Genomic DNA, 14,386 nt, shown 5'->3' with positions numbered 1-14,386 from the left:
CGCGCCCGCACCGACAACCGGGCAGGGCCTACAGGCCGTAGCGCTCGCGCGCCTCCTTCACGGCCGAGGCCGGGACCTCGCCGCGGCGGGCGAGCTGAGCGAGGGCGGCGACGACGATCGACTGGGCGTCGACGCCGAAGTGGCGGCGGGCCGCGTCACGGGTGTCCGAGAGACCGAAGCCGTCCGCGCCGAGCGAGGACCAGTCCTGCTCGACCCACTGCGCGATCTGGTCGGGGACCTGGCGCATGTAGTCGGAGACCGCGAGGACCGGGGACTCGACGCCCTCCAGGGCCCGGCGGATGTACGGCACCTGCTCCTCGCCGCGCAGCAGCGCCGCGTCGGACTCCAGCGCGTCGCGCCGCAGCTCCGTCCAGGAGGTCGCGGACCACACGTCGGCGCCCACGCCCCACTCGGCGGCGAGCAGCTTCTGCGCCTCCAGGGCCCAGTGGATGGCCGTACCGGAGGAGAGGAGCTGGATGCGAGAGGCGTTCGCGGGCAGGTCGAGGCCCGCGGACTCCGCCGTGTTGAAGCGGTAGAGGCCCTTGACGATGCCCTCGTCGATGCCGGCCGGCTTCGCGGGCTGCGGCATCGGCTCGTTGTAGACGGTGAGGTAGTAGAAGACGTTCTGGTCCTCGCCCTCGGCGGCCTCGCCGTACATCCGGCGCAGACCCTCCTTGACGATGGCCGCGACCTCGTAGGCGAACGCCGGGTCGTACGTCAGCGCCGCCGGGTTGGTCGCCGCGATCACCGGCGAGTGGCCGTCGGCGTGCTGCAGGCCCTCACCCGTCAGGGTCGTACGGCCCGCGGTGGCACCGATGAGGAAGCCGCGGCCGAGCTGGTCGCCGAGCTGCCACATCTGGTCGGCGGTCCGCTGCCAGCCGAACATCGAGTAGAAGATGTAGAACGGGATCATCGCCTCGCCGTGCGTGGAGTACGCGGTGGAAGCGGCGATGAAGTCGGCCATCGAACCGGCCTCGGTGATCCCCTCGTTGAGGATCTGGCCGTTGACGGCCTCCTTGTAGTACATCAGCTGGTCGCGGTCGACCGGCTCGTACGTCTGGCCCTTCGGCGAGTAGATGCCGAGCGACGGGAACAGCGATTCCATACCGAAGGTACGGGCCTCGTCCGGGACGATGGGGACCCAGCGCTTGCCGGTCTCCTTGTCGCGGATGAGGTCCTTGACCAGGCGGACGAAGGCCATCGTGGTCGCCATCGACTGCGCGCCGGAGCCCTTGTCGAAGGCGGTGAAGGCCTTCTCGGCCGGGGCCGGCAGCGGGGCGATCGCGTGGGTACGACGGGCCGGGGCCGGACCGCCGAGCGCCGCGCGGCGCTCCTGCAGGTAGCGGACCTCGGGGGAGTCGGCGCCGGGGTGGCCGTAGGGCACCTGACCGTCGGCGAACTGCGCGTCCGAGATGGGCAGTTCGAGAAGGTCACGCATGTTCTTGAACTCGTCGTTCGAGAGCTTCTTCATCTGGTGGTTCGCGTTCTTCGACGCGAAGCCCTCACCGAGGGTGAAGCCCTTGACGGTCTGCGCGAGGATGACCGTCGGCGCGCCCTTGAACTCCACGGCGGCCTTGTACGCGGCGTACACCTTGCGCGGCTCGTGGCCACCGCGCGAGAGGTGGAAGCACTCCAGGATCTTGTCGTCGCTCAGCAGCTGCGCCATCGCGACGAGCGCCGGGTCCTTGCCGAAGAAGTCCTGGCGGATGTAGGCGGCGTCGCGGGTCTGGTACGTCTGGACCTGCGCGTCCGGCACTTCGCGGAGGCGGCGGACGAGGGCACCGGTGGTGTCGAGCGCGAACAGCTCGTCCCAGGCGTTGCCCCACAGCGACTTCACGACGTTCCAGCCGGCACCGCGGAACTGGGCCTCCAGCTCCTGCACGATCTTGAAGTTGGCGCGGACCGGGCCGTCGAGGCGCTGCAGGTTGCAGTTGATGACGAAGGTCAGGTTGTCCAGACCCTCGCGGGCGGCCAGGGCGAGGGCCGCGGTCGACTCGGGCTCGTCCATCTCGCCGTCACCGAGGAACGCCCACACGTGCGAGGCGGAGACGTCCTTGATCGCGCGGTTGGTCAGGTAACGGTTGGAGCGCGCCTGGTAGATGGCGGAGAGCGGGCCCAGACCCATGGAGACGGTCGGGAACTCCCACAGCCAGGGCAGGCGGCGCGGGTGCGGGTAGGAGGGCAGACCGTTGCCGCCGGACTCCTGCCGGAAGTTGTCGAGGTGGGCCTCGTCGAGGCGCCCGTCCAGGAACGCGCGGGCGTAGATGCCGGGCGCGGCGTGACCCTGGATGTAGAGCTGGTCGCCGGAACCGTCGGCTTCCTTGCCCTTGAAGAAGTGGTTGAAGCCGGTCTCGTACAGCCAGGCGGCCGACGCGAAGGTGGCGATGTGACCGCCGACGCCGTACTTCGAGCCGCGGGTGACCATCGCGGCCGCGTTCCAGCGGTTCCAGGCGGTGATCCGGCGCTCCATGTCCTCGTCGCCGTCGAACGCGGCGCCCGTCGGCTCTGCGGAGGTCGGGATGGTGTTGACGTAGTCCGTCTCCAGCAGCTTGGGCAGGGCGAGGCCCGCGCCCTCGGCGTGCTGGAGCGTGCGGCGCATCAGGTAGGCGGCCCGGTGGGGGCCGGCGGCCTTGGTGACGGCGTCCAGGGAGGCCGCCCACTCGGCGGTCTCCTCGGTGTCACGGTCCGGGAGCTGGTCGAGCTCGCTCGGAATCTTGCCTACGGGATCGGTCATGATCGCCGCCTTCCGGACAGGTGGGGGTGGAGAAGGGGTGCCTTGTCTGGCAGGACAGGGCGAAGGGCCGGGTAGCGGCCCGCCGAAGACTGTAAACCGGCGATCGATGATCGATCAAAGGGTTGAAGGGGAAAACCTCTTCAGATCGAGAAAGTCGGCACAGGGTGCCGCGAAACAGGGCACCCGGTGCCTTGTTTTCGCAGGTGAGAGCCCGGAAGGGCGGCTTTCTGAGGGGATGCGCGCACGAATGAGCGGGCCCACCCGAAGGGTGGACCCGCTCACTGTCCGTGACGAGAAAAGAGGTCAGGCGCGCGGCGCGCAACCCAGCACGTGCGCCTTCACCAGCGCGCCGATGTTCGGATCACCCCGCCGGAAGGCCTCCACCAGCTCCTGGTGCTCCTCCGCGTACGACTTCTGGACCGTGCCCAGCCAGCGGATCGACAGGGCCGTGAAGACCTCGATGCCGAGCGTCTCCCAGGTGTGCAGCAGGACGGCGTTCCCCGCCGCCTTCACCAGCTCCCGGTGGAAGGCCACCGTGTGCCGCACCTGGGCCGTGCCGTCGGAGGTCGCGTCCGCCTCGTACAGGGCCGCCACATGGGGCTCCAGGGCCGAGCAGTCGGCCGCGAGCCGGCCGGCCGCCAGCTCGGCCGCGATCTGCTCGAGACCGGCCCGTACGGGATAGCTCTCCTCCAGGTCGGCGGCGGTCAGGTTGCGGACCCGGACGCCCTTGTTCGGCGCCGACTCGATCAGCCGCAGCGACTCCAGCTCGCGCAGCGCCTCGCGCACGGGCGTCTGGCTGACCTCTAGCTCGGTCGCGATCCGGCGCTCCACGATCCGCTCGCCCGGCTTCCAGCGGCCGCTGACGATCCCCTCCACGATGTGCTCGCGGATCTGCTCGCGCAGCGAGTGGACGACGGGGACGGTCATGAAGCGGCTCCTCCGGGAGTGTTGACTCTCAAGACAATACGGCGGCGCCCCCGTCCGGAAACACATCCGGGCGGGGGCGCCGCAGGTGAGGCTCGTTACGTTGCCTCGGCGTATGCCTTTCGGCGTAGGCCTACAGACCGAGGTCGACCTCGAACTCGCCGGCCTCGAGGATCGCCTTGACCGAGGTCAGGTAGCGGGCGGCGTCGGCGCCGTCCACCAGACGGTGGTCGTAGGACAGCGCGACGTACGTCATGTCGCGGATCGCGATCGTCTCACCCAGGTCCGGGTGGTTGATGACGACCGGACGGCGCACGGTGGCGCCGATGCCCAGGATGGCGACCTGGTTCGGGGGCACGATGATCGTGTCGAAGAGCGCGCCGCGCGAACCGGTGTTGGAGATGGTGAAGGTCGCGCCGGCCAGGTCGTCCGGGGTGATCTTGCTGGCGCGCACGGCGCCGGCCAGCTCCGCGGTCTTCTTGGAGATACCGGCGATGTTGAGGTCGCCCGCACCCTTGATGACCGGGGTCATCAGACCCTTCTCGGAGTCCACCGCGATACCGATGTTCTCGGTGTCGAAGTAGGTGATCGTGCCCTCGTCCTCGTTGATCCGGGCGTTGATGACCGGGTGGGCCTTCAGCGCCTGGGCCGCCGCCTTCACGAAGAACGGCATCGGGGAGAGCTTGACGCCCTCGCGGGCGGCGAAGGCGTCCTTCGCGCGGCCGCGCAGCTTCATCAGCTTGGTGATGTCGACCTCGACGACCGAGGTCAGCTGGGCCTGGCCGTGCAGCGCCTTCATCATGTTGTCGCCGATGACCTTGCGCATGCGGGTCATCTTGACGGTCTGACCGCGCAGCGGGGAGGCCTCCAGGGCCGGAGCCTTGGCGGCGGCCGGAGCGGCCGCGGCCGGGGCAGCGGCGGCGGCCTTCTTGGCCTCCGCGGCCGCGAGGACGTCCTGCTTGCGGATCCGGCCACCGACGCCCGAACCCTTGACGGCCGCGAGGTCGACACCGTTCTCGGTGGCGAGCTTGCGGACCAGCGGGGTCACGTACGCGCCGTCCTCCGCGGGGGCGGCCGCGGGGGTCGCCGGAACCGGGGTGACGACGGCCGGGGCGATCGACGGGGCCTGGGCGGCCGGAGCCGGAGCGGCGACCGGGGCGGCCGGCGCGGGAGCCGGAGCCGGGGCGGCCGGAGCCGGAGCGGCGGCGGGGGCCGGGGCGGCGGCGGGGGCCGGCGCGGGGGCCGGGGCCTCGGCGGCCGGAGCCGGGGCGGACGGGGCCGGGGCGGCGGCCGGAGCCGCACCCGCGGCACCGATGACGGCGAGCTTGGCGCCGACCTCGGCGGTCTCGTCCTCGGCGACGACGATCTCCAGGAGAACGCCGGAGGCCGGGGCGGGGATCTCGGTGTCGACCTTGTCCGTGGAGACCTCGAGCAGCGGCTCGTCGGCCTCGACGGTCTCGCCGACCGACTTCAGCCAGCGGGTCACGGTGCCCTCGGTGACGGACTCGCCGAGCGCGGGCAGCACGACGTCGGTGCCGGTGGCACCGCCGGCCGGGGCGGCGGGAGCCTCGGCCGCGGGGGCCGGAGCGGCCGGGGCCTCGGCGGCCGGCGCCGGGGCGGCCGGGGCCTCGGCGGCCGGCGCCGGGGCGGCCGGGGCCTCGGCGGCCGGGGCCTCGGCGGCCGGCGCCTCGGCGGCCGGAGCCTCGGCAGCGGCCGGGGCGTCCGTGCCGTCGTCGATGATGGCCAGCTCGGCGCCGACCTCGACCGTCTCGTCCTCGGCGACCTTGATGGAGGCCAGGATGCCCGAGGCGGGGGCGGGGATCTCGGTGTCGACCTTGTCGGTCGAGACCTCGAGCAGCGGCTCGTCGGCCTCGACACGCTCACCCTCGGCCTTGAGCCAGCGGGTGACGGTGCCCTCGGTGACGCTCTCGCCGAGCGCCGGCAGGGTTACGGAAACCGACATGGTTTCAGTTGCTCCTAACGAATTGCGGGAAGTGGTCGTCGCGCCCTGTGATGACGTGAGCGTCAGTCGTGGGAGTGCAGAGGCTTGCCGGCCAGGGCCAGGTGGGCCTCGCCGAGCGCCTCGTTCTGCGTCGGGTGGGCGTGGATGAGCTGCGCGACCTCGGCCGGCAGCGCCTCCCAGTTGTAGATCAGCTGCGCTTCGCCGACCTGCTCGCCCATGCGGTCACCGACCATGTGGACGCCGACCACGGCACCGTCCTTGACCTGGACGAGCTTGATCTCGCCCGCGGTCTTGAGGATCTTGCTCTTGCCGTTGCCCGCCAGGTTGTACTTGAGGGCGACGACCTTGTCCGCGCCGTAGATCTCCTTGGCCTTGGCCTCGGTGATGCCGACGGAGGCGACCTCGGGGTGGCAGTACGTCACCCGGGGCACGCCGTCGTAGTCGATCGGGACGGCCTTGAGGCCGGCCAGGCGCTCCGCGACGAGGATGCCCTCGGCGAAGCCGACGTGCGCGAGCTGGAGCGTCGGGACGAGGTCGCCCACGGCCGAGATCGTCGGCACGTTGGTACGCATGTACTCGTCGGCCAGGACGTAGCCGCGGTCCATCGCGACGCCCTGCTCCTCGTAACCGAGACCGGCGGAGACCGGGCCGCGGCCGATGGCGACCAGGAGGACCTCGGCCTCGAAGGTCTTGCCGTCGGCCAGGGTGACCTTGACGCCGTTGTCGGTGTACTCGGCGGACTGGAAGAACGTGCCGAGGTTGAACTTGATGCCGCGCTTGCGGAACGCGCGCTCAAGAAGCTTCGAGCTGTTCTCGTCCTCCACGGGGACGAGGTGCTTCATGCCCTCGATCACCGTGACGTCGGTGCCGAAGGACTTCCACGCGGAGGCGAACTCGACGCCGATGACACCGCCGCCGAGGATGATCGCGGACTCCGGGACCCGGTCCAGGGTCAGCGCGTGGTCCGAGGTGATGATCCGGTTGCCGTCGATCTCCAGGCCGGGGAGGGACTTCGGCACGGAACCGGTCGCCAGGAGGATGTGACGGCCCTCGACACGACGACCGTCGACATCGACGGAGGTCGGGGAGGACAGGTGGCCGGTGCCCTCGATGTAGGTCACCTTGCGGGAGGCGACGAGACCCTGCAGACCCTTGTACAGGCCCGAGATCACGTCGTCCTTGTACTTGTGCACGGCCTTGATGTCGATGCCCTCGAAGGAGGCCTTGACACCGAACTGCTCCGCCTCGCGGGTCTGGTCGGCGACCTCGCCGGCGTGGAGCAGGGCCTTCGTCGGGATGCAGCCGTTGTGCAGGCAGGTGCCGCCGAGCTTGTTCTTCTCGATCAGTGCGACGTCCAGGCCCAGCTGCGCTCCGCGCAGCGCCGCGGCGTAACCGCCGCTACCGCCGCCGAGGATCACTAGGTCGAAAACGGTGCTGGCGTCGTTCGCCACGTCACGTCCTCCATGCATGTGCGCTCGTCGCCGGTCCCCTCGTTCCCCTTTCGGGTGAGGACCGGTCGGTCGGCTGGTGTTCGGCCGCTTATTTTCGGCCCTGTGGTGGGGGCCCTGTCCTGCCGAGAACCCATCTTCGCACTTGTTGACGGATGGCGGGACGCGGGGCCGTGCTCTGAGACGGCCGATCGTCCGTACGGGGGGCGGACCAGAGCGTACGAACCTACGGATTTCGTCGCGGGCGAACAGGAGACGGCCCCGGGCGCGCAGCCCGGGGCCGTCTCGGTCACACCGCTGCTCAGACCTCGCCGGCCGCCGTCAGCTCGGCCAGCCGCACCAGGGTGCGGACCGAGGAGCCGGTGCCGCCCTTGGGGGTGTAGCCGTACGGGGCCCCTTCGTGGAAGGCCGGGCCCGCGATGTCCAGGTGGGCCCAGGTGATGCCCTCGCCCACGAACTCCTGGAGGAAGAGACCGGCGACCAGGCCGCCGCCCATCCGCTCGCCCATGTTGGCGATGTCGGCGGTGGGGGAGTCCATGCCCTTGCGCAGGTCCGCGGGGAGCGGCATCGGCCAGGACGCCTCGCCGACCTCCTCCGCGATCTCGTGGATCGTGGAGCGGAAGTCGTCGTCGTTGGCCATGATCCCGAAGGTGCGGTTGCCCAGCGCCAGGACCATCGCGCCGGTCAGGGTCGCCACGTCGACGATCGCGTCCGGGTGCTCCTCGGACGCCTTGGTCAGCGCGTCGGCGAGGACGAGCCGGCCCTCGGCGTCCGTGTTCAGGACCTCGACGGTCTTGCCGCTGTACATGCGCAGCACGTCACCCGGGCGGGTGGCGGAGCCGGACGGCATGTTCTCGGCGAGGGCGAGCCAGCCCGTGACGTTGACCTCGAGGCCGAGGCGGGCCGCGGCGACGACGGTGGAGAACACGGCGGCGGCGCCGCTCATGTCGCACTTCATCGTCTCGTTGTGGCCGGCCGGCTTCAGGGAGATGCCGCCCGAGTCGTAGGTGATGCCCTTGCCGACCAGGGCGAGGGTCTTCTCCGCCTTCGGGTGGGTGTAGCCGATCCGGACCAGGCGCGGCGGGTTCTGCGAACCGACGCCGACGCCGAGGATGCCGCCGAAGCCGCCCTTGGCGAGCGCCTTCTCGTCGAGGACCAGGACCTTGAGGCCGTGCTCCTTGCCGGCGGCCTGGGCGGCGGTGGCGAAGGCGGCCGGCGTCAGGTCGTTCGGCGGCATGTTGATCAGGTCGCGGGCGCGGTTGATCTCCTCGGCGACGGCCTGGGCGCGCTCGGCGGCGGCCTTGTGGGCCTTGTCGCGCGGCTTGGCACCGAGGAGGGCGACCTCGCCCAGCGGCTTCCTGGCGTCCTTGGCGTCCCCCGACGTCCGGTACTGGTCGAAGGCGTACGCGCCGAGCAGGGCGCCCTCCGCGATGGCGGCGGCGTCCTCGGCGTCGTCGATCGGCAGCGCGAACGCGGCCTTCTTCGAGCCGGTCAGGACGCGGGCGGCGACACCGGCGGCGCGGCGGAGGGTCTCCGCGGCGTAGGACTCGCCGTCCTCGGGCGCGGAGCCCAGGCCGACGGCCAGGACGACGGGGGCCTTGATGCCGGCGGGGGCGGGCAGCTTGGTCGCCTCACCCTCGGCACCCGAGGCACCCAGCGTCTCCAGGACGGCGGCGAGCCGACCGTCGAAGGCCTTGTCGACGGCCTCGGCGCCCGGCGCGACGACGAGCGCCTTCCCGGACTTCGCGACGCCGATGACGAGGGCGTCGGCGCGGAGCGTCGCCGCGCCGGCAGTGCTGAGAGTGAGAGCAGTCACGGTGGTGAAATCTCGCTTCCATTGAGTTCTGTGGCGGTCGAGGGATGGGCCGACCGTGCCCGCCGCATCGTATTTCGGCCCGGAGAGCGCCGAGAACGAGCCTACGCTCGCTCACCCTGTTCGCTCACGGCGGCGTTGATTCACTCATCCGTGGTGTCTCTTTCATGTTTACCGTTCAGGCTCGGAGCGCTCGTCCACACTCGCCTCAGTCACGCAAGGACGACCCACTCGTCTTCGCATCATCTGCATCATCTCCACAGGTTCGCCGCCCCGGCCCCCCGGTGCGCGGGGGCCTGCCGAGGGGGGACACCACCTGATGGACTCCGGCCGAATCCGTACGCCCAGAAGCACTCCGCGCACCCGTGGCGGCGCCCGCACCGCGCCCCGTACCGCCCGCGTCGCGGCCCTCGCCGCCGCCGCGCTGCTCGCCACCGTCGTCCCGTCCGCGCAGGCCCTCGCGGCCCCCGCGCCCCGGGTCGACCTCACCGTCCTGGTCGTGGACGACGGCGGCAGCGCGGTCGGGGCGATCACCGCCGAGCTGAAGGGCTCCGGCGTCCCGTACCGCAGGATCGACCTGAACGACCCGAACCGGCCGGTGCTCGACACGGCCTTCCTCAGCGACACGCTCGACGGCCGCCCCCGGGCCAAGTACCAGGGCGTCGTCCTGCCCCACGAGAGCGCCTTCGGCACCGACTCCGCCGAGCGCACCGCCCTCCAGACGTACGAGCGGACCTTCGGGATCCCGCAGGTCGACGCCTACACCTGGTCGCACCCCGGCGTCGGGCTCGACTACACCAACGAGGGCGGCTGGTCCGGCGTCCTCGACGGGACCACCGCCGGGATCACCGCCGCCGGGAAGGCGGGCCCCTTCCAGTACCTGGCCGGGTCGCTCACCTTCGAGGACAACGACCCCTCGATCGCCGAGAGTTACGGCTACGCCGGCCGCCCCCGGGCCGGCTACACCAGCTACGTGGACGTACCCGTCGACGGAACGCCCGGCGGCGGCCGGGCCAGCCTCGTCGGCGAGTACACCGCCGACGGGCGCCGCGAACTGGTCGTCACCTTCGCCTACAACCAGTACCAGCGGCAGTTCCGGGCCCTCGCCCGCGGCATCGTCGAATGGCTCACCCAGGGCGTCCACCTCGGCCAGAGCCGCAACTACCTCTCCGTGCACGTCGACGACGTCTTCGCCCCCGACGCCCGCTGGGACACGGGACTCGACTGCACGCCCGGCGACTTCGACTGCGTCGGCGACGACGGCGAGGGCGCCGACCCCATCCGGATGACGGTCGCCGACGCCCAGTACGCCGCCGCCTGGCAGAAGTCCTCCGGCTTCACCCTCGACATGGTCTACAACGGCGGCCAGGGCGAGCAGTGGAAGACCGAGCACGCCGGCTCCGACCCGCTCACCGACCGGCTCGTCGCCGACCGCGCCCAGTACCGGTGGATCAACCACACGTACACCCATCCCTTCCTCGGCTGCGTCCAGGACAACGCCGTCGTCCCCTGGCAGTGCGCCAAGGACACCAAGGGCAACACCCTCTGGGTCAGCCGCGCCGAGCTGTCCGCCCAGATCCGCGACAACCACGACTGGGCCGTCCGCAAGGGCATCTCCGTCGACCGCTCCGAACTCGTCACCGGCGAGCACTCCGGCCTCAGGACCCTGCCCCAGCAGCCCGTCGACAACCCGAACCTGGCCGGCGCCCTCGCCGACAACGGCGTCAAGTGGACCGGCAGCGACAACTCCCGCGAGCCGCAGCAGCGCGCGGTCGGCACCACGTCCGGCGCCGCGAAGACCGTGCCCCGCCACCCCATGAACGTGTACTACAACGTGGGCACCGCCGCCGAGATGGCCGACGAGTACAACTGGATCTACACCTCCCGCGCCGACGGCGGCAGCGGCATCTGCGAGTCCAACCCGGCCTCCACCTGCCTGCCCGCCCCGCTCCCCACGGCCACCGGCTACGCCGACCACATCGTGCCGCAGGAAGCCCGCACCGCCCTCTCCCACGTCCTCGGCAACGACCCCCGGCCGCACTACGTGCACCAGTCGAACCTCGCCGAGGAACGCCTGCTCTACCCCGTCCTCGACCGGGTGCTCGCCGACTACCGTGGCCTGTTCGCGCCCAGCGCGCCCCTGGTCAACCCGGCCCAGCGGGACGTCGGCACCGAACTGACCCGCCGCGCCGCCTGGGACCAGGCCCTCGCCACCGGGAAGGTCACCGCCTACCGCATCGGCACCGCGGTCACCGTGAAGGCCCCCGCCGGCCTTACCGCGCCCGTCACCGTGCCCGAGGGCACCCGCAAGCGCCTCCTCCTCGGCACCGCGGTCTTCGGCACGCCGTACGCCGGGACCCGCTCCGCCTGGACCGCGCCCGAGCCGCTCCAGACCAGCGTCACACTCACGCTCCCGACCGCCTGACCAGCACGTTCTGGGGGGAACCGCACATGCCGAGCAGTGGCCGTCATGTCACCATGCTCACCGAAGGCACCTACCCGCATGTCCACGGCGGCGTCAGCACCTGGTGCGACCAGCTCGTCCGCGGCATGCCCGAGGTCGACTTCGAGATCCTCGCCCTCACCGGCAGCGGCCGCGAACCCGTCACCTGGGAGCTGCCGCCCAACGTCACCCGGCACACCGCCTATCCCCTCTGGGGACTCCCGCAGGGGCCGACCGCTCCGGGCCTGTTCGCCGGAGCGCGCCGGCCCCTGCGGGGGCGTGAGCGACGCCGCTTCCTCGACACCTACGAGCGCCTGCTGCTCGCCCTCCTCGACCCGGAGGCGGGCTGCGACTTCGGCACCAGCCTGTACGAACTCGCCGAACTCGCCCGGCAGGGCCGCCTCACCAACGCCCTGCGCTCCGAGACCGCGCTGCGCTCCCTGATGTGGATCTGGACCATGCCGCATCTGCCGACGCTCGCGGCCCGGCCCACGGTCCACGACGCGCTCACCGCCACCGACCTGCTCGAACACGCCCTGCGGCCGCTGGCCGCCCGGATATCCACCGACGGCGTCGCCCACGCCGTCTCCAGCGGCCTCGCCACCCTTCCGGCACTCGCCGCGCAGCACTTCGAAGGGGTGCCCTTCCTGCTCACCGAACACGGCATCTACCTCCGCGAGCGCTACCTCGGCTACCGCACCGAGGCGCAACGCTGGCCCGTCAAGGCCCTCATGCTCGGCTTCTACCGTGAGCTCAACACCCTCGGCTACCGCAAGGCCGACCTCATCACCCCCTGCAACCAGTACAACCGGCGCTGGGAGGAGCGCGGCGGCGCCCCCGCCGACCGCATCCGCACCGTGTACAACGGCGTCGACCCGGCCCTCTTCCCCGAGGCCGGGCCCGAACCCGAGACCCCGACGCTCAGCTGGTGCGGCCGCGTCGACCCCATCAAGGACCTCGAGACCCTGATCAGGGCGTACGCCATCTGCCGCGCCGAACTTCCCGAACTGCGGCTCCGGTTGTTCGGCCCGGTGCCCGCCGGGAACGAGGACTACCTCACCCGGCTGGAGAAGCTCGCCGCCGAACTCGGCGTCGCCGACGGGATCACCTTCGAGGGCCGGATCTCCGACGTGCCCAGCGCCTACGCGGCCGGCAGCGTGGTGATGCTCTCCTCCATCAGCGAGGGCTTCCCGTTCTCCCTCATCGAGGCCATGTCGTGCGGCCGCGCCACCGTCTCCACCGACGTCGGCGGGGTACGGGAGGCCGTCGGCGACGCCGGGATCGTCGTCCCGCCCCGTGAACCGGCCGTGATGGCCGCCGCCGTCACCGCCCTCCTCCTCGACGGGGCCCGTCGCGCCGAACTCGGCCGCCAGGCCCGGCAGCGGGTCGTCGACCGGTTCACCCTGCACCGCTCGGTGGACGGCTTCCGCCAGATCTACCGCGAACTCGCCGGTGAACGGGCCCGCCCCGCGCCGCGCGTCCAGGTCCGGCCCAAGCCCTGGCCGGCCCGGCTTCCGGCTCCGCACCGCATCACCCCGACCCTGGTAGCGGGAGGCACCCCGGTATGAGCGGCTCCCTGTGGCTGAAACCCCCGAGCACCGAGACCCCGCTGCCGGGGATCCCGCGCCCGCGGCGGGAGAGCGCGCCGGGCCGGCCCCCCGGCGTCCAGGCCGCGGCCGCCGCGCCGGCCGCCCCCGGCACCCCGCCGCACACCGCCGCGGACGGACTCGCCGACGATCCGCTCGGCGAACTCGCCGAGCGGCTCGGGGGGTTCGTCGCCGTCGCCGTGCACCCCGACGAGATCGCCGCCGTCCTGGAGTCCGACGGCATGACCGACGACCACATCCGGCTCACCTACGGCCGGGCCGACTCCTTCGCGCTCGCCGAGGACCTCTACGCGCGCGTGGAGCGGCGTCACCCCGCTCCGGAGGCGCCGCCCGGCGGTTCCTGGCACACCGGGCTCGCGGGCTGTCTCCTGCGCGGACTCGTCTTCGCCCTGCCCGGCCTCGCGTACGTCCTCGCCGCGCCCCTGCTCGCCGGGGAACAGGGCCGTTTCGGGCTCCCGGGCGGAACGGTTCCGCTGCTCGCGGGCGCCGTCACCGGCTGGGTCTGGAACCAGGCCCTCGCCCACCGCGCGTACACCTGGCTGGGTCTCGGCGACCGGCCCGCCGCCGCCCGCGCCCTGCTCCTCGGGGCCCCGGCGGGCGCCCTCGCCGGTGCGCTCGTCGCCCTCGTGGCGGCCGCACCCGGCGAGACCCCGGCGGCCCTGTTCGCCGCCGGCCAGTCGGTCTACCTCGCCGCCGCGACCGTGCTCCTGGTCCTCGGCCGGGAACGGGCCCTGCTCTGCGCCCTGGCACCGCTCGCCGGAGCCGTCCCCGCCTTCCGCTGGGACCTGCCCGACCTCCTGCGCGCCGGCCTCCTGCTCGCCGCGCTCACCGCGAGCGTCGCCTTCGCCGGGCTCGTCCTCCGGCCGGGCGCGCGCCGGGGCGCGGCGGGACGCGGCGGACCCCCGCGCGCGGCCTCCCTCCCGTACGGCCTCTTCGGCCTCGGCAGCGGTCTGCTCGTGCTCCACGCGGGCATCGGCGACACCCTGGTCAGCGCTGCGGGCGCCGTCATCGCCCTCACCCTCTCCATGGGGCCCGCCGAGTGGCTGCTGCACCGCTTCCGGGGGGAGAGCCTGACCCGGCTGCGGACCCTGGCCACCGCGCGCGAGTTCCGCCGCGCGGTCACCGGCACCCTCGTGCTCTGCCTCGGCGGATACCTCGCCGTCCTCGTCGCACTCACCGTCGCCGTGACCCTGGCCTGGCCCGGGGCGCCCTGGCCGACGCCGGCGCGGCTCGTCACCCTGCTCCTGATCGGGACCGTGCTCTGGCTGGGGCTGCTGCTCCAGGCCTTCGGGGCGGTGCTCAGCGCGGCCGCGGTCTGTCTGCTCGCGGCGGCGACGCAGTCGCTGGAACCGGCGGCGGGCCCGGTGGCGGCCGGGGCGGCGGCGGCCGTGCTCGCCGTCCTGACCTGTGTCCTCCTGGTACGACCGACCGCCCACCGCGTCTAGGGAACCCGT

At 72.2% G+C, this 14,386-nt stretch carries 8 protein-coding genes; 3 read left to right on the top strand and 5 right to left on the bottom strand.

Annotated elements, in window-relative coordinates; all coding sequences use genetic code 11:
• Positions 1-28: 28 nt before the first annotated feature.
• The 5 genes from aceE to OG392_RS10780 all read right to left on the bottom strand — a co-directional run bounded on the left by aceE (position 29) and on the right by OG392_RS10780 (position 8,885).
• A complete protein-coding gene (gene aceE, locus OG392_RS10800; protein WP_329278008.1) occupies positions 29-2,734 on the bottom strand; it encodes a pyruvate dehydrogenase (acetyl-transferring), homodimeric type in 2,706 nt (901 codons plus the stop codon).
• A 303-nt stretch (positions 2,735-3,037) separates the two neighbouring features.
• Complete coding sequence (locus OG392_RS10795) at positions 3,038-3,661, bottom strand: GntR family transcriptional regulator (RefSeq protein ID WP_030314321.1); 624 nt, start codon at positions 3,659-3,661, stop codon at positions 3,038-3,040.
• 130 nt (positions 3,662-3,791) lie between these two features.
• Positions 3,792-5,621 (bottom strand): 2-oxoglutarate dehydrogenase, E2 component, dihydrolipoamide succinyltransferase, encoded by a 1,830-nt coding sequence (gene sucB, locus OG392_RS10790; RefSeq protein ID WP_329278003.1) that lies wholly within the window; start codon positions 5,619-5,621, stop codon positions 3,792-3,794.
• Positions 5,622-5,683: 62 nt separating this feature from the next.
• Positions 5,684-7,072 carry a dihydrolipoyl dehydrogenase gene (gene lpdA / locus OG392_RS10785; protein ID WP_329278001.1) on the bottom strand — a complete coding sequence of 463 codons (1,389 nt, stop codon included), beginning with the start codon at positions 7,070-7,072 and terminating at the stop codon, positions 5,684-5,686.
• A 298-nt stretch (positions 7,073-7,370) separates the two neighbouring features.
• On the bottom strand, positions 7,371-8,885 hold the full coding sequence (locus OG392_RS10780) for a leucyl aminopeptidase (protein ID WP_329277999.1): 1,515 nt from the start codon (positions 8,883-8,885) through the stop codon (positions 7,371-7,373).
• Between the two features lie 316 nt (positions 8,886-9,201).
• Here OG392_RS10780 and OG392_RS10775 point away from each other — a divergent pair, with 316 nt between their 5' ends.
• From OG392_RS10775 to OG392_RS10765, 3 genes are read left to right on the top strand one after another with little or no spacing between them, the layout of a single operon-like run.
• The gene (locus tag OG392_RS10775) at positions 9,202-11,307 is read left to right on the top strand and encodes a hypothetical protein (protein ID WP_329277997.1); all 2,106 of its coding nucleotides are present in this window, start codon (positions 9,202-9,204) and stop codon (positions 11,305-11,307) included.
• A 26-nt stretch (positions 11,308-11,333) separates the two neighbouring features.
• A complete protein-coding gene (gene pelF / locus OG392_RS10770) occupies positions 11,334-12,893 on the top strand; it encodes a GT4 family glycosyltransferase PelF (RefSeq protein ID WP_329277995.1) in 1,560 nt (519 codons plus the stop codon).
• Positions 12,890-14,377, top strand: coding sequence for a hypothetical protein (locus OG392_RS10765; protein ID WP_329277993.1), 1,488 nt, complete (start codon positions 12,890-12,892; stop codon positions 14,375-14,377). The genes pelF and OG392_RS10765 overlap by 4 nt, the downstream gene beginning before the upstream one ends.
• The last annotated feature ends 9 nt before the right edge of the window (positions 14,378-14,386 follow it).

The organism is Streptomyces sp. NBC_00691, assembly GCF_036226665.1.
GTDB lineage: Bacteria > Actinomycetota > Actinomycetes > Streptomycetales > Streptomycetaceae > Streptomyces.
Note: the sequence above shows the minus strand (reverse complement) of the source record. Positions and strands in the feature narration are given on the sequence as shown.